The sequence below is a fragment of the Kluyvera sp. Awk 3 genome (assembly GCF_028069715.1).
Taxonomy (GTDB): Bacteria; Pseudomonadota; Gammaproteobacteria; order Enterobacterales; family Enterobacteriaceae; genus Kluyvera; species Kluyvera georgiana_A.
The window spans coordinates 20,679-35,503 of sequence record NZ_JANEWH010000045.1 but is presented as its reverse complement, the minus strand read 5'-3'; the positions used below and the strand labels follow the sequence as shown (position 1 = coordinate 35,503).

General features: G+C 55.4%; 13 protein-coding genes and 1 other RNA gene. 7 read left to right on the top strand and 7 right to left on the bottom strand.

Annotated elements, in window-relative coordinates:
- Positions 1-96 precede the first annotated feature (96 nt).
- The 6 genes from nagA to kbaZ are packed head-to-tail and all read right to left on the bottom strand — an operon-like array spanning position 97 to position 5,107.
- The gene (gene nagA / locus NNN71_RS11550; protein WP_271458529.1) at positions 97-1,230 is read right to left on the bottom strand and encodes an N-acetylglucosamine-6-phosphate deacetylase; all 1,134 of its coding nucleotides are present in this window, start codon (positions 1,228-1,230) and stop codon (positions 97-99) included.
- Positions 1,227-1,661 carry a PTS galactosamine/N-acetylgalactosamine transporter subunit IIA gene (gene agaF / locus NNN71_RS11545; protein WP_223803806.1) on the bottom strand — a complete coding sequence of 145 codons (435 nt, stop codon included), beginning with the start codon at positions 1,659-1,661 and terminating at the stop codon, positions 1,227-1,229. The genes nagA and agaF overlap by 4 nt, the downstream gene beginning before the upstream one ends.
- A gap of 17 nt (positions 1,662-1,678) precedes the next feature.
- Entirely contained in the window at positions 1,679-2,557 is an 879-nt protein-coding gene (gene agaE / locus NNN71_RS11540; protein WP_163447827.1) for a PTS N-acetylgalactosamine transporter subunit IID, read from the bottom strand.
- A complete protein-coding gene (gene agaW, locus NNN71_RS11535) occupies positions 2,547-3,326 on the bottom strand; it encodes a PTS N-acetylgalactosamine transporter subunit IIC (protein ID WP_163447828.1) in 780 nt (259 codons plus the stop codon). Before agaW ends, agaE begins: the two co-directional genes overlap by 11 nt.
- Before the next feature lie 10 nt (positions 3,327-3,336).
- Entirely contained in the window at positions 3,337-3,810 is a 474-nt protein-coding gene (gene agaV / locus NNN71_RS11530) for a PTS N-acetylgalactosamine transporter subunit IIB (RefSeq protein ID WP_065356120.1), read from the bottom strand.
- A 19-nt stretch (positions 3,811-3,829) separates the two neighbouring features.
- Positions 3,830-5,107 (bottom strand): tagatose-bisphosphate aldolase subunit KbaZ, encoded by a 1,278-nt coding sequence (kbaZ, locus tag NNN71_RS11525; protein WP_249023281.1) that lies wholly within the window; start codon positions 5,105-5,107, stop codon positions 3,830-3,832.
- 269 nt (positions 5,108-5,376) lie between these two features.
- Here kbaZ and NNN71_RS11520 point away from each other — a divergent pair, with 269 nt between their 5' ends.
- The gene (locus NNN71_RS11520) at positions 5,377-6,192 is read left to right on the top strand and encodes a DeoR family transcriptional regulator (protein WP_163447830.1); all 816 of its coding nucleotides are present in this window, start codon (positions 5,377-5,379) and stop codon (positions 6,190-6,192) included.
- Positions 6,193-6,242: 50 nt separating this feature from the next.
- On the opposite strand, the gene garD is transcribed toward NNN71_RS11520, so the two are convergent.
- Positions 6,243-7,814, bottom strand: coding sequence for a galactarate dehydratase (garD, locus tag NNN71_RS11515; RefSeq protein WP_167574978.1), 1,572 nt, complete (start codon positions 7,812-7,814; stop codon positions 6,243-6,245).
- Positions 7,815-8,227: 413 nt separating this feature from the next.
- On the opposite strand from garD, the gene NNN71_RS11510 reads away from it, so the two are divergent.
- The 6 genes from NNN71_RS11510 (at position 8,228) to NNN71_RS11485 (ending at position 14,811) form a co-directional block, all read left to right on the top strand.
- On the top strand, positions 8,228-9,568 hold the full coding sequence (locus NNN71_RS11510; protein WP_163447832.1) for an MFS transporter: 1,341 nt from the start codon (positions 8,228-8,230) through the stop codon (positions 9,566-9,568).
- A gap of 26 nt (positions 9,569-9,594) precedes the next feature.
- Complete coding sequence (garL, locus tag NNN71_RS11505; protein WP_249022710.1) at positions 9,595-10,365, top strand: 2-dehydro-3-deoxyglucarate aldolase; 771 nt, start codon at positions 9,595-9,597, stop codon at positions 10,363-10,365.
- Between the two features lie 30 nt (positions 10,366-10,395).
- On the top strand, positions 10,396-11,286 hold the full coding sequence (gene garR / locus NNN71_RS11500) for a 2-hydroxy-3-oxopropionate reductase (RefSeq protein WP_191091025.1): 891 nt from the start codon (positions 10,396-10,398) through the stop codon (positions 11,284-11,286).
- Between the two features lie 86 nt (positions 11,287-11,372).
- A complete protein-coding gene (garK, locus tag NNN71_RS11495; protein ID WP_223803807.1) occupies positions 11,373-12,518 on the top strand; it encodes a glycerate 2-kinase in 1,146 nt (381 codons plus the stop codon).
- Between the two features lie 32 nt (positions 12,519-12,550).
- Positions 12,551-12,931: RNase P RNA component class A (gene rnpB / locus NNN71_RS11490), an RNA gene on the top strand.
- A 554-nt stretch (positions 12,932-13,485) separates the two neighbouring features.
- Positions 13,486-14,811, top strand: a complete 1,326-nt coding sequence (locus NNN71_RS11485; protein ID WP_163447836.1) for an amino acid permease — start codon at positions 13,486-13,488, stop codon at positions 14,809-14,811.
- Positions 14,812-14,825: the final 14 nt, after the last annotated feature.

The following is a 14,825-nucleotide window of genomic DNA, read 5'->3' as shown; positions in this document are numbered from 1 at the left end:
GATTAAAAGATTTGTCGGTAAGGGGGGGACTTTTTTATAGAAAGGAAAAGAAAGGCCTTGCGGTAACAAACCGAAGGCCTGAGGAAAACGAACGTGTTACAAAGAGAAAGGTTGACCCTGAATCCAGATATGCTGCAGCTGCAGTCCACCATCGAGCGCAATGATGCTGGCGCGTTTGCCAACCTTGAGCGATCCCAGCTGGCCATCGATGCCCAGCAAACGGGCGGGATGCAGCGATGCCATATGAATCGCCTCTTCGGGGAGTAGGCCGGTTAGTTCGACCATATTGCGTACCGCCGCATCGATCGATAACGTGCTGCCCGCCAGCCCCCCGGAGGCGGTCCTTACGATTCCGGCACGCATCTCCACCTGCTCGCCGCACAGCGTGTATCGGCCATCGGGCATACCGGCGGCCTGCATGGCGTCGGTAATCAGCACCACTCTCTCCCTGGCGCAGCAGCCGCAAAGCTTCATGGCGGCGGGGTGAACGTGGTGTCCATCGGCGATAAGCTCCAGCCAGGCTCGTGGGTCGGTTAACCCGGCGCCGACCATCCCGGGTTCGCGGTGATGTAAACCGGTCATACCGTTATAGCAGTGAACCAGCCCGTCGGCGCCCGCGTCGAAAGCGGCGCGGGTTTGTTCATAGCTGGCGGCGCTATGCCCTAACATCACCCGAATGCCCCGTTTTTTCAGATGGATAATCGCCTGTAGCGCGCCGGGCTTTTCCGGTGCCAGCGCCACGACGCGCAGGGTTTGCCGGGAAATGGCAATCAGCTCATCCAGCTCCGCCGGGTTCAGTTCCCGAAACAGCTCCGGAGGATGTGCCCCCTTATTCTGTGGCGTAAAATACGGGCCTTCGAGGTAGCTCCCCAGTACCTGCGCCCCTGGCCCACCGGAGTAACAGCGTTGGGCGATACGCGCCAGCGCCTGGTGAATCATCTCCAGCGGCGCGGTGACGGTGGTGGGTAGCCAGCTGGCTACCCCTTCGCGTGCCTTATGCCGGGCCAGTTTATCGAGGGCGTCCGGTGCGTCGTCCATGACATCAACGCCCGCACCGCCGTGGACGTGGATATCGATATACGCCGGACAGAGCAGCTCGGCGTTGCGGCTGGCGATGCCTGCCGGTATCGGTTCGATTGCGGTAATGACGCCTTCTTCAACGCGCAGCTGATGGTCGTCGAGCCAGCCTTGCTCCGTCAGCACGCGTCGGGCGCGGAGAATGTGCGTCATATCCCTTCCTCGACGGGACTCTCCTCGCGGCAGCGGTCCAGCTCATCGACCAGGCTGGTCAAACCGCGGTGTCCGCACTCAAGGGCCTGCAGACGGAACGTCTCGCTGCTCAACCCATCGCGTTCCAGCGCCATCTCCAGCAACAGCTGCAAGTTGGTGCCGGTAATCACTTCTCTTCCCGCTTTTTGCATGGCGAGCGTCGAGGCCACGCGGAACGGCGTGCCGCCGAGCAGGTCGGTCAGAAAAACGATATCGCCCTGGGCATCCAGCTCTGCCACCGCCTGCTCAAGCTGTGAAGTGAGCAGCGCGGTGGTTGAGGTTTCAGGAAAATCGATGGCGATAAACTGCGGCTGTTCGCCCAGAATTTGCTTCATCGCTTTTTCCATTCCGCTGGCAAAACCGCCATGCCCCGTCAAAATAATACCTAGCATCTCAAACCTCTTTTGCTTTACAGGAAGTGACAGAATTTGCCGACCACGCCGAGCACGACGGTAATGGCGATAAGACGCAGTGGGCTCCAGCCGCGACGCACCAGCCAGTACATGATCAGGGTATACACCAGCGGTAAGAAGGCAGGCATCAGCTTATCAATAACATCGGCCTGCAGTTTGACGACCGCGTCACCGGCTTTGATTTCCAGCGTCGTGTTAAGACGAACGTAGGTGGCGACCAGCGCGCCAATCACCGTCATCCCCACAATTGAGGCCGCATGACCCACTTTTTTGGTGTTTGCCTTGATAAGCGGAATGGCGGCAACCCCCATGCGATACGCATAGTGCGCCAGGCCGAAGCGCAGGCCGAGATGCACCACGTTAAACAGCACGATAAACACCACGGCGCCAAGGATTGATCCCTGCAGCGCCAGGCTGGCGCCAATCCCGCCGCAGATAGGCAGCAGCGTTAGCCAGAACATGGCATCGCCAATCCCGCCCAGCGGTGCGCCAACGGCAATTTTGGTACTCTGAATACTGTTAACGTCCTGCTTCGAGCGCTCCATTGCCAGAATGATGCCGATAACAAACGTCACCAGGAAAGGGTGAGTGTTGAAGAATCCCATATGGCCTTTCATGGCGCGTGCCAGGTCGCGTTTGTTGGTGTGAATCTTTTTCAGCGCGGGCAGCAGGCCGTACAGCCAGCCGGAAGCCTGCATACGTTCGTAGTTAAATGATGCCTGCAACAGCATAGAGCGCCAGGCCACGCGGTTAATGTCTTTTTTGCTCAGTTCAGCGCCAATGCTCTGATCTTCATAGACGTTTTCGTTCACGCCGGTCAGCAGCGTCTCTTCATTATCGGAAACAGTCGGCAGGGTGTGTTGGTTAGATGCCATCTTCGAATTCCTCTTTCTGTGCCGCAGGTTGGGTCGGTTCCGGGGATTTACGTAAGAGATCAATCAGCGCCATGGCCAGTGCGGCGGCGGCGATAGCCAGCACCGGAAGCTTGAGCCAGGCCGCGGCAACAAAACCAATAATGAAGTACGGGATGTAGACGTTCTTCATCATAATTTTCAGCAGTACGGCAAAGCCGATGGCTGGCATGATGCCGCCCGCAACGCCCAGGCCGTCAATCAGACGCGCTGGCAGGACATCAATGGCGGTTTTCGCGTGCTCCGCGCCGAAATAAATGGGCAGAAACGCGCACAGGAAGTAGAAAATGCCTAACGCCAGCAGCGCCAGATAGTTAACCCGTTCAATGCCGTCGGTGTCGGCATTTGCCGCCATACGGTCACAGCGGGACATCACGCCGGACATCACGGAGAACAGGAAGGTAATGCCCATTTGTACCGCCACGGCGAACGGTACAGCGACGCCGACCGCCACATCAGGTTTGACGCCGGTGGTGATAGCAAACGTGGTCCCCACGATCGTACCGATAATGACGTTGGGCGGCTGGGCGCCTGCCAGCGGCGCCAGACCCATCCATACCAATTCCAGCGTACCGCCGGTTAAAATACCGGTATGCAGATCGCCAAGGATCAGGCCGACCAGCGGCCCAAGGACAACCGGGCGGTGCATGTGCGTTAAACCGTTGAACATATCCAGGCCGGCGATAAAGGCGAGGATACCTAAGGCAAAAGCCTGCAACAGACTGATTTCCATTGTGAATCCCTCAAAGCAGTTTAAAGAGATCCAAAGCCGGTTCTGTCGGAACCCCCTGAACGAAACATTCCACGCCAGCGGCCTTCAGGCCGTTAAAAGCGTTGATGTCGTTGGCGTCGACAGAAACCGTTTTGGCAATTTGTTGTTTACCTTCGGCGTAGTGCATGTTTCCTACGTTGATACGCGTGACGGGAACGCCGCCTTCAACCAGTTTGAGGAAATCGGCTGGGGTTCTGCACACCAGCAAAATTTTCTGTCGGTCGGCGGCGCGGTGGATGTTGTCGATGACTTTTTGCAGCGTCCAGAAGCGCACGGCAATCCCTTCAGCTAACACCATTTCCATTAAGTTCTGCTGTACGGTGTCTTCCGCCACTTCATCGTTGGCGACCAGCACCAGATTTGCCCCCGCAAATCCGACCCACTGCACGCCAACCTGACCGTGAATCAAGCGTTCATCAATACGGCTTAAAACAATATTTGGCATCGCGTTTTCCTCTTTGTTGTTATCCGTTATGGGATGTCATGCCCTGACAGGCAGCGTGGTACTGCTGCAGTATGTCCTGAATGTGGCTGATGATAAGTTCTCGCGGCGTGGCGATGAGATCCCCCTCGCGAACCTTGACGTACTGCAACGGTAAATACTGGCTGATGAGCGGCAGCGGGATCGGTTCGTCCGCCAGGTTACGCACCAGACGTTCGAAAGCGTCATCAATCTGCTCGTCCGGCCAGTAGTAACGAACGCGATCGGAATAGCTGTAGCCTCGTGCCAGACGACGCGCGTTGCCGTCGCCGTGGTAGTGACTCTGCCAGTATTCCGGGCGATCGAGCATGACGGTTTCCAGCACGTGGCGCAGGCCGGAACAGGCTTTGGCGGGCAGCAATTCTTCCTCAATGGCGGCCAGCGAAAATAGCGCTTCGCGTAGGGCGAAGGTGAGCGCTGGGCCGACTTTCAGAATGGCGAAGTGATCGACCACCAGCTGGCGCAGCGACTGCGGCGTCTGGTAGTCGGTAGAGTGTGCTTCGAACACCAGCGTGTCATAGGCCTCTACCATCTTGCTCAACGCAATGGCTTTTTGCGGTTGGTAATCAATGATGTGGGTGTGGTCGAATTCGACGCCAGGTTGCACCACCAGCGCGATAATTCGCGGCCAGATGTCGCTCAGCCCCTGTTGTTCAAAGGCGTGGTGGTGAGCCTCCAGCGTGGCGCGTGCGGCCTCGGGTGTTGTCACTGCCAGTTCGGTTAATGTTTCATGTGCGCCGCCCGGCACCGGGACTTCAGTGCCAATAACATAAACCAGATCCGCTTCGCCAAACTGGGCAATGCAGGTCTCTTCGGCGACCTTCGCCAGACGTGCGGCGCGCGCGGCGACAATCTCATCAGTTAAAGGAACCGGATCGTCCTGGCAGGACATGCTGCAATCCAGATGGATCTTTTTAAAGCCTGCGGCAACGTAGCTTTTGATCAGATCGTCGGCATGCCCCATGGCGACGGCTGCGGGTTGATCCTGCCAGCGATTTGGCCCCAGATGATCGCCGCCGAGAATCAGCTGCGACTGCGGAAAATGGAGTGAATCGGCGAGTTGACAGACGAAACGGCGAAAATCGGCCGGGGTCATGCCCGTATAGCCGCCGAACTGATCAACCTGGTTAGATGTGGCTTCGATCAGCAGCGGCGTCTGGTTGGCGTGCGCGTAGCGTATTGCGGATTCCAGTACCAGTGGATGCGCGGAACAAACGGCATAAATCCCGTTTGCCTTCCCCCGTTTATGCTGCTCCACTATTTCAGTAAGATGTTTCACTTTCCTCTCCAGATAGGATGACTTCGGAATCAATCTTTCGTTTTGTTTCATTTGATACTGCATCATGGTGTTATAAAAATAAAACGAAAGATAATAGTTTTCCGATCTGTTTCACAAAAGAAACGTAATGAAAGGCCGTGAAGCTGGATTTCGGCCTGAAGAGGGACTTTATAAGACTTGCTTTTCGGAAAAAGAAAGGCGTTAATAGACAAAACGAAATGAAACGAAAGAATTTGACCAAAGGATTTCTTATGAGTAACAGCGAGTCTTCTGCAGATAAGCGGGTTTCAGGGACCAGCGAAAGGCGCGAGCAGATCATCCAGCGGTTGCGACAGCAGGGTAGCGTGCAGGTGAACGATCTTTCCGGATTGTTCGGCGTTTCCACAGTGACCATTCGTAACGATCTGGCGTTTCTGGAAAAACAGGGTATTGCCGTGCGCGCCTATGGCGGCGCATTGATTTGCGACGGCAACACGCCGGGCGTGGAACCCTCTGTTGAAGATAAAAGCTCGCTGAACACGGCGGTCAAGCGGCGTATTGCGCGGGCCGCCGTCGAGTTTATCAAGCCGGGTCACCGCGTGATCCTCGATTCCGGTACCACAACCTATGAAATCGCGCGTCTGATGCGCCAGCATAGTGACGTGATTGCGATGACCAACGGGATGAACGTCGCCAACGCGCTGCTGGAAGCGGAAGGTGTGGAACTGCTGATGACCGGCGGACACCTGCGCCGTCAGTCCCAGTCATTCTATGGCGATCAGGCGGAGCATTCGCTGCAAAACTACCATTTCGACATGCTGTTTCTGGGGGTCGATGCTATCGATCTGGAACGCGGTATCAGTACTCATAATGAGGACGAAGCGCGGTTGAACCGGCGGATGAGCGAAGTGGCGGAGAAGATCATCGTGGTTACGGACTCCACCAAATTCAACCGTTCAAGCCTGCATAAAATTATTGATATGCAACGTGTCGATATGATTATCGTTGATGAAGGGATCCCGCAGGAGAGTCTGGAAGGGCTGCGGAAAATCGGCGTCGACGTGATTCTGGTGCCGCTGTCGGAATAAAAAAACGGGGGTATGCAAAGGCATACCCCCGTATGAGCTGGCGAGGGTGATTAGGTCACCGGGGCCGGGTTAAATACCGCCAGCTGGTTGTGTAATCCCCATTGATCCGAGAAGGTTTTCTTACGCCCGCTCGCCACATCAAGAATGAAGTGGAACAGCTTGGTGCCCACGTCTTCAATGGTCTCTTCGCCCGTGGCGATGGTGCCGGCATTGATATCCATTAAGTCATACCAACGGTTAGCCAGCTCGGTGCGGGTGGCCATCTTGATGACCGGTACCGCCATCAGACCATACGGCGTACCGCGGCCAGTGGTAAATACCTGCACGGTAATGCCGGAGGCCACCTGTTGAGTGCCGCAGACGAAGTCGCTGGCCGGGGTGGCGGCGTAAATCAGTCCGCGTTTGGTCGGGCGCTGGCCGGGCGACAAGACTTCCACGATGGCGCTTTTACCTGATTTAGCGATCGAACCCAGCGCTTTTTCCACCACGTTGGCGAGGCCGCCTTTTTTGTTGCCCGGAGAGGGGTTGGCGCTACGGTCGGTTTTGCCCATATCGAGATAGTTATCGTACCAGGCCATCTCTTCGAGCAGACGCTTGCCCACTTCTTCATTGATGGCGCGCGGGGTTAACAGATGAATGGCGTCGCGTACTTCCGTGACTTCCGAGAACATCACGGTTGCGCCGCAGCGCACCAGCAGGTCGGAGGCGTAGCCGACAGCGGGGTTAGCGGTCACACCGGAGAAAGCGTCGCTGCCACCGCACTGCATACCCACCACCAGCTCGGAGGCCGGGCAGGTGACGCGCTGGCGCTGGTTGAGTTTTTCCAGATGGCGCACGGCAACCTGCAGGATATCGTCGACCATCGATTTAAAGCCCACGTGCTGCTCGTCCTGTAGGCGTACGATGCTGGCGCTGTCGACCGGGATGCTCTGCACATCTTCCGTGCCTTCCAGCAGACGCTCTGGCTGTAGCTTCTCGCAGCCGAGGCCCACCACCATCACTTCGCCACCGAAGTTTGGGTTCAGCGCGATATTATGAATGGTGCGAATCGGCACCACGGCAGCCGGCGCGTTAATCGCCACGCCGCAGCCGTAAAGGTGGTTCAGACCGACCACGCCGTCAACGTTCGGGTATTTCGGCAGCAGGTCGCGTTCGATGATTTTAACCACGTAGTCCACAACGCCTGCCACGCAGTGCACGCTGGTGGTAATGCCCAACAGATTTTTGGTGCCCACGCTGCCGTCGGCGTTACGGTAACCTTCAAAGGTGTAACCTTCCAGCGGCGGCAGCGGTTCCGGCACTTTGGTCGCCAGCGGCAGGGTGTTAAGCGGCGGCGCTTTCGGCAGCGTGACCGTGGATTCGTCGATCCAGCTGCCTTTGGCGACATCGCGTACCGCGTAACCAATAACTTCGCCGTAGCGAATGATTTCACCATTTTGAGGAATATCCACCAGCGCAACTTTATGCCCCTGGGGGATATGTTCAATTAATTCCAGACCGTCAGGAAAACGCGTTCCTGCTTTTAATCCATTATCATTGACAATGATCGCGACATTATCGGTAGCGTGAACTTTTATATAAAAGGCAGTCGGCGATTCTTGTCTGATTTCAATGTTAGCCATTGTCCAGCATTCTCCAGCCAGGGGGTAAAATGAATTAAGTAGATAAGTGTTTCTTTTCAGATAATGAAAAATAAAAGCACTTAAGTAATGGAATAAAGGATGTCAGGTGTTTGAATATAAAAATGTGATGCAGATCACTCATCCTCCTCATCCCTCATGGGGCAAGGGTATCAATACGTGAAATTGTGCATCAGCGCCCAGTGCTGTGTGCACATGAACAATAAAATTAGTTTATGAAGCGATTAACCTGGTGATTTGCACAATGCGTGGCGAAGGTATCCTGATTATACTGATTCTCGATTTCATGGCGTCTGATTATTTATTGAGATTACCCGTCATCAATTAAATAATCAGCGAAATTCGCTTTAATAAAAATAAGAAGATTAAAGCATCCTGTACCCGAGGATAATAAAATGATACACGATACTGCTGACGCTGTTGAAGCAAAAAAGGGAATGCATACCCGTTATTTAATTCTGTTAATTATTTTTATTGTTACGGCCGTTAACTACGCTGACCGCGCAACGCTCTCCATCGCCGGTACCTCCGTGGCGAAAGAGTTGGAGCTGAGCGCGGTGTCCATGGGGTATATCTTCTCGGCATTCGGCTGGGCCTATCTGCTGATGCAGATTCCGGGAGGGTGGCTACTGGATAAATTTGGCTCCAAAAAGGTGTATACCTATAGCCTGTTCTTCTGGTCGCTGTTTACCTTCTTGCAGGGCTTTGTTGGTTTCTTCCCGCTGGCGTGGGCTGGCGTCTCCATGTTCTTCATGCGCTTTATGCTCGGCTTCTCTGAAGCGCCGTCTTTCCCGGCGAACGCGCGTATTGTGGCGGCCTGGTTCCCCACCAAAGAGCGTGGCACCGCGTCGGCTATCTTTAACTCCGCGCAATATTTCTCGCTGGCGCTGTTCTCCCCGCTGCTGGGCTGGTTGACCTTTGCCTGGGGCTGGGAGCACGTCTTTACCGTGATGGGCGTGATTGGCTTCCTGTTGACCGGGATGTGGGTGAAGTTTGTGCATAACCCGACCGACCATCCGCGGATGTCTAAAGAAGAGCTGAAATTCATTGCCGACAATGGCGCGGTGGTCGATATGGACCACAAAAAGCCGGGTAGCGACGCAGTGAAAGGTCCGAAGCTGGATTACATCAAACAGTTGCTCAGTAGCCGTATGATGTTAGGTATCTTCTTTGGCCAGTATTTCTTAAACACCATCACCTGGTTCTTCCTCACCTGGTTCCCGATTTATCTGGTGCAGGATAAAGGCATGTCGATTCTGAAAGTGGGTCTGGTGGCGTCCATCCCTGCACTGTGCGGCTTTGCCGGCGGCGTGTTGGGTGGATTGTTCTCTGACTACCTGATTCGCCGTGGCTGTACGCTGACTTTTGCGCGTAAGCTGCCTATCGTACTGGGCATGCTGTTGGCCTCGACGATTATTCTGTGCAACTACACCGACAACACTGCGCTGGTCGTCACGCTGATGGCATTGGCATTCTTCGGAAAAGGCTTTGGCGCACTCGGCTGGCCGGTCATCTCCGACGTCGCGCCGAAAGAAATTGTCGGCCTGTGCGGCGGTCTGTTTAACGTGTTTGGCAACGTGGCCTCCATCGTCACCCCGCTGGTGATTGGTTATATCGTGAGTGAACTGCACTCCTTCAATGGCGCACTGATTTTTGTAGGCTGTTCCGCACTGATGATGATGGTTTGCTACCTGTTCGTGGTGGGCGACATCAAACGTCTCGAGCTGCGGAAGTAAGCTGCGACTAACTTAAGGTAATGAACATGGATAACGCGATTTTCCCTAACAAATTCAAAGCGGCGCTGGCTGCAAAACAGGTTCAGATTGGCTGCTGGTCCGCACTTTCCAGCCCAATCAGCACCGAAGTGTTAGGCCTGGCCGGGTTCGACTGGCTGGTACTGGACGGTGAACATGCGCCGAACGATGTGACGACATTAATCCCGCAGCTGATGGCGCTTAAGGGCAGCGAGAGCGCGCCGGTGGTGCGCGTGCCGACCAACGAGCCGGTGATTATCAAACGTATGCTGGACATCGGTTTCTACAACTTCCTGATTCCATTCGTTGAAACGCAGGAGCAGGCGGCGCAGGCGGTTTCCTCCACGCGTTACCCGCCGGAAGGGATTCGCGGCGTATCCGTTTCGCATCGCGGCAATATGTTCGGCACCGTAGCGGACTACTTCGCGCAGTCCAACAAGAACATCACCATCCTGGTGCAGATTGAAAGCCAACTGGGTGTCGATAACGTCGATGCGATTGCCGCCACCGACGGTGTGGATGGGATCTTCGTTGGCCCAAGTGACCTGGCTGCCGCGCTGGGGCATCTCGGCAACGCCTCGCATCCGGAAGTGCAGCAGGCTATCCAGCATATTTTTGCCCGTGCGAAAGCGCACGGTAAACCCAGCGGCATTCTGGCGCCGGTGGAAGCCGATGCGCGCCGCTATCTGGAGTGGGGCGCCACCTTTGTGGCCGTGGGCAGCGATCTGGGCGTGTTCCGCGCCGGGACGCAGAAACTGGCGGATGCCTTTAAAAAGTAACCCCTACCGAATTAACGCAAAATTGAGGAAATGACGATGAAAGTTGGTTTTATTGGTCTGGGTATCATGGGCAAACCGATGAGCAAAAACCTGCTGAAAGCGGGCTACTCACTGGTGGTTGCTGACCGTAATTCTGAAACGATTGCCGAAGTGATTGCGGCGGGCGCGGAAACCGCGACCACGCCAAAAGCGATTGCCGAGCAGTGTGACGTGATCATCACCATGCTGCCAAACTCGCCGCACGTCAAAGAAGTGGCGCTGGGTGAAAACGGCATTATCGAAGGCGCGAAGCCGGGCACCGTATTGATTGATATGAGTTCTATTGCGCCGCTGGCAAGCCGTGAAATCAGCGATGCGCTGAAGGCGAAGGGGATTGATATGTTGGATGCGCCGGTCAGCGGCGGCGAGCCGAAGGCGATTGATGGCACGCTGTCGGTGATGGTGGGCGGCGATAAAGCGATTTTCGACAAGTACTACGACCTGATGAAAGCGATGGCGGGTTCAGTGGTTCACACCGGTGAAATCGGTGCGGGCAACGTCACCAAGCTGGCAAACCAGGTGATTGTCGCGCTGAATATCGCGGCGATGTCGGAAGCGCTGACGCTGGCGACCAAAGCGGGCGTGAACCCGGATCTGGTCTATCAGGCGATTCGCGGCGGCCTGGCGGGCAGCACCGTGCTGGATGCCAAAGCGCCGATGGTCATGGACAGAAACTTCAAGCCGGGTTTTCGTATCGACCTGCACATTAAAGATCTGGCCAACGCGCTGGACACCTCCCACGGCGTGGGCGCGCAGCTCCCGTTGACGGCGGCGGTGATGGAAATGATGCAGGCGCTGCGTGCCGATGGTCTGGGTACTGCCGACCATAGCGCGCTGGCCTGCTACTACGAAAAACTGGCGAAAGTGGAAGTGACTCGCTAAGGACGTTGGGCCCGACGGCGTCGGGCTCACAAGGTAGGCCGGAACGGTGATGCGTCATCCGGCGTCGCGCGCTAATAGGCTCAGATATGAAAATCGTAATCGCCCCAGACTCTTATAAAGAAAGCCTTTCTGCCACCGAGGTAGCACTGGCGATAGAAAAAGGATTTCGGGAAATCTTTCCGGAAGCGCAGTTTGTGTCCGTCCCGGTCGCCGACGGTGGAGAAGGAACGGTTGAGGCGATGATTGCGGCGACGCAGGGGCGCGCGATGACATCGACCGTCACCGGCCCGCTTGGCGATGTCGTTACGGCACAGTGGGGAATTTCGGGCGACGGCGGTACGGCGTTTATCGAAATGGCTGCTGCCAGCGGCCTCGCGCTGGTGCCCGCGGAACGACGCAACCCTTTGATTACCACCTCTTACGGTACCGGGGAGCTGATTCTCCAGGCGTTGGAAAGCGGGGTGAAGAACATCATTATCGGCATTGGCGGCAGCGCGACCAACGACGGCGGCGCCGGCATGGTTCAGGCGCTGGGAGCAAAGTTGTGCGATGCCAACGGGAAGGCGATAGGCTTTGGCGGCGGCAGTCTGATGAGCCTCAATCATATTGATATTGCCGGGCTGGATGCGCGTCTACAGACCTGCACAATCCGCGTTGCCTGCGATGTGACTAACCCGCTGACCGGGCCGTTTGGCGCGTCCTGCATTTTTGGGCCGCAGAAAGGGGCGACGGCAGAGATGATTGCCGAACTGGACCGTAACCTGGCGCACTTTGCCGAGGTGATTCAAAAATCGCTACGGGTCGATGTGAAAGACGTGCCTGGCTCCGGGGCCGCAGGCGGCATGGGCGCGGCGCTGATGGCATTTCTTGGCGCGGAGTTGCGCAGCGGAATTGAGATCGTCACCCAGGCGCTGAATCTGGAAGAACATATTCACGACTGCACGCTGGTGGTGACCGGCGAAGGGCGACTCGATAGTCAGAGCATTCACGGCAAAGTGCCGGTGGGCGTGGCCAGCGTGGCAAAAAAATACCATAAGCCGGTGATCGGCATTGCCGGTAGCCTGACTCGCGACGTTGGCGTGGTACATCAGTACGGCATTGATTCGGTCTTCAGCGTACTGAACCGCATTGGCTCGCTGGAAGAGGCGTTCCGCGATGCGGCGGACAATATTTATCTCACCTCCCGTAACATTGCCGCCACCCTGCGGGTGGGAATGCTGACGGAAAGGTGACATCGGCGCGCAAACCCTCTATACTGCGCGCCGAAGCTGACCAGACAGTCGCCGCTTCGTCGTCGTCCTCTTCGGGGGAGACGGGCGGAGGGGAGGAAAGTCCGGGCTCCATAGGGCAAGGTGCCAGGTAACGCCTGGGGGGTGTAACAGCCCACGACCAGTGCAACAGAGAGCAAACCGCCGATGGCCCGCGCAAGCGGGATCAGGTAAGGGTGAAAGGGTGCGGTAAGAGCGCACCGCGCGGCTGGTAACAGTCCGTGGCACGGTAAACTCCACCCGGAGCAAGGCCAAATAGGGGTTCATAAGGTACGGCCCGTACTGAACCCGGGTAGGCTGCTTGAGCCAGTGAGCGATTGCTGGCCTAGATGAATGACTGTCCACGACAGAACCCGGCTTATCGGTCAGTTTCACCTCTTAAAAAACCCCGCTTCGGCGGGGTTTTGCTTTTTTATCCCTCAGCGATCGCTCCAGTAACTTCCCCATTTTGTTAGCGAAATCTTCTGATTGTTTACTATATCCATACAAAAAATAGAGTTATTAACTGAAATGGCCTGATGTTGTGATAGCCCTCATTTTTTGTCTTAATCCGGCGTCACATTTCATTAACATTCTTTGTTGTCCGGGTTCACAAAATCCCTTTACGTTGTTGGGGTAAGGGAATAGAGAATTCTCAAAATATCATTAAAAAACAGTTTGTTATAAAATTCTGCGGCATGGAAAAATATGTTTTCTCCTCCATTGTTCGTAAAAAGAGAAATAAGCTGGCTGATTTCTCGCTATTCATGGCATGAATTTCTCCTTATCGCTTTTTTCCGGGCAAAGAGTTGCAAGTTTTTTCTCCTTAACCCGCGCTATGATCTTCACACTCCAGGAAAAAGCAGTGAATAAGCCTGTGATGATTTGTTTTTTTGAAATATCAATCTGTATCAGAACAATAAACCCTACACACCAAGAGTGAGAATTTGTTATGGAAACAATCTCAGTTTCACCGACGCACACCTCGGCGGCGGCCGCACGAGCGGGCATGTCAGAAAGTGAATGGCAGGCAGCAATAAAGTTCGACAGTACCGACGTGGGTTGGGTCATCATGAGCATTGGGATGGCTATCGGCGCGGGCATCGTCTTTTTACCCGTGCAGGTAGGGCTGATGGGCCTGTGGGTCTTCCTGCTCTCCTCCATCGTCGGCTATCCGGCCATGTACCTGTTTCAGCGACTGTTTATCAACACCCTGGCCGAGTCGCCGGAGTGTAAAGACTACCCGAGCGTGATCAGCGGCTACCTGGGAAAAAACTGGGGGATTTTACTCGGCGCGCTGTACTTCATTATGTTGGTGATCTGGATGTTTGTTTACTCCACGGCCATCACCAACGACAGCGCCTCTTATTTGCATACCTTCGGCGTCACCGATGGTCTGCTGTCGGAAAACCCGTTCTATGGTCTGGTGCTGATCTGCGTGCTGGTCGCAATCTCTTCGCGCGGTGAGAAACTGCTGTTTAAAGTTTCCAGCTTTATGGTGCTAACCAAGCTGTTGGTGGTGGCGGCGTTGGGCGTGTCGATGGTGGGGATGTGGCACCTGTACAACGCCGGTACGCTACCGCCGATGGGCCTGCTGGTGAAAAACGCGATCATCACGCTGCCGTTTACGCTGACATCTATCCTGTTTATTCAGACGCTCAGCCCGATGGTTATCTCTTACCGCTCGAAGGAAAAATCCCGCGAAGTGGCGCGTCATAAAGCGCTGCGGGCGATGAACATTGCCTTCGGCATTCTGTTTGTCGTCGTCTTTTTCTATGCCGTGTCCTTCACGCTGGCAATGGGACACGACGAAGCGGTTAAAGCCTACGAGCAAAATATCTCCGCGCTGGCGATTGCCGCGCAGTTCATCAACGGTAGCACCGGTGCCTGGGTCACCGTGGTGAGCGTGATTCTCAACATTTTTGCGGTGATGACCGCGTTCTTTGGCGTCTACCTCGGCTTTCGCGAGGCGACGCAAGGGATCGTGATTAACCTGCTGCGTCGTAAAATGCCGATGGAAAAGATCAATGAGAAGCTGGTACAGCGTGGGATCATGATCTTCGCCATCCTGCTGGCCTGGAGCGCGATCGTGCTGAATGCGCCAGTGCTGAGCTTCACTTCCATTTGCAGCCCTATCTTCGGCATGGTGGGTTGTCTGATTCCTGCCTGGCTGGTTTACAAAGTTCCGGCGCTGCATAAATACAAAGGGGCCTCGCTGGTGATCATTATCATCACTGGCCTGCTGCTCTGCGTCTCTCCGTTCCTGGCATTCTCCTGATTTTGGATGGTTAA

Coding starts and splice junctions, on each gene's coding strand:
- nagA (WP_271458529.1), bottom strand. CDS start 1,230: ATGACGCACATTCTCCGCGCCCGACGCGTGCTGACGGAGCAAGGCTGG.
- agaF (WP_223803806.1), bottom strand. CDS start 1,661: ATGCTAGGTATTATTTTGACGGGGCATGGCGGTTTTGCCAGCGGAATG.
- agaE (WP_163447827.1), bottom strand. CDS start 2,557: ATGGCATCTAACCAACACACCCTGCCGACTGTTTCCGATAATGAAGAG.
- agaW (WP_163447828.1), bottom strand. CDS start 3,326: ATGGAAATCAGTCTGTTGCAGGCTTTTGCCTTAGGTATCCTCGCCTTT.
- agaV (WP_065356120.1), bottom strand. CDS start 3,810: ATGCCAAATATTGTTTTAAGCCGTATTGATGAACGCTTGATTCACGGT.
- NNN71_RS11520 (WP_163447830.1), top strand. CDS start 5,377: ATGAGTAACAGCGAGTCTTCTGCAGATAAGCGGGTTTCAGGGACCAGC.
- garD (WP_167574978.1), bottom strand. CDS start 7,814: ATGGCTAACATTGAAATCAGACAAGAATCGCCGACTGCCTTTTATATA.
- NNN71_RS11510 (WP_163447832.1), top strand. CDS start 8,228: ATGATACACGATACTGCTGACGCTGTTGAAGCAAAAAAGGGAATGCAT.
- garL (WP_249022710.1), top strand. CDS start 9,595: ATGGATAACGCGATTTTCCCTAACAAATTCAAAGCGGCGCTGGCTGCA.
- garR (WP_191091025.1), top strand. CDS start 10,396: ATGACGATGAAAGTTGGTTTTATTGGTCTGGGTATCATGGGCAAACCG.
- garK (WP_223803807.1), top strand. CDS start 11,373: ATGAAAATCGTAATCGCCCCAGACTCTTATAAAGAAAGCCTTTCTGCC.
- NNN71_RS11485 (WP_163447836.1), top strand. CDS start 13,486: ATGGAAACAATCTCAGTTTCACCGACGCACACCTCGGCGGCGGCCGCA.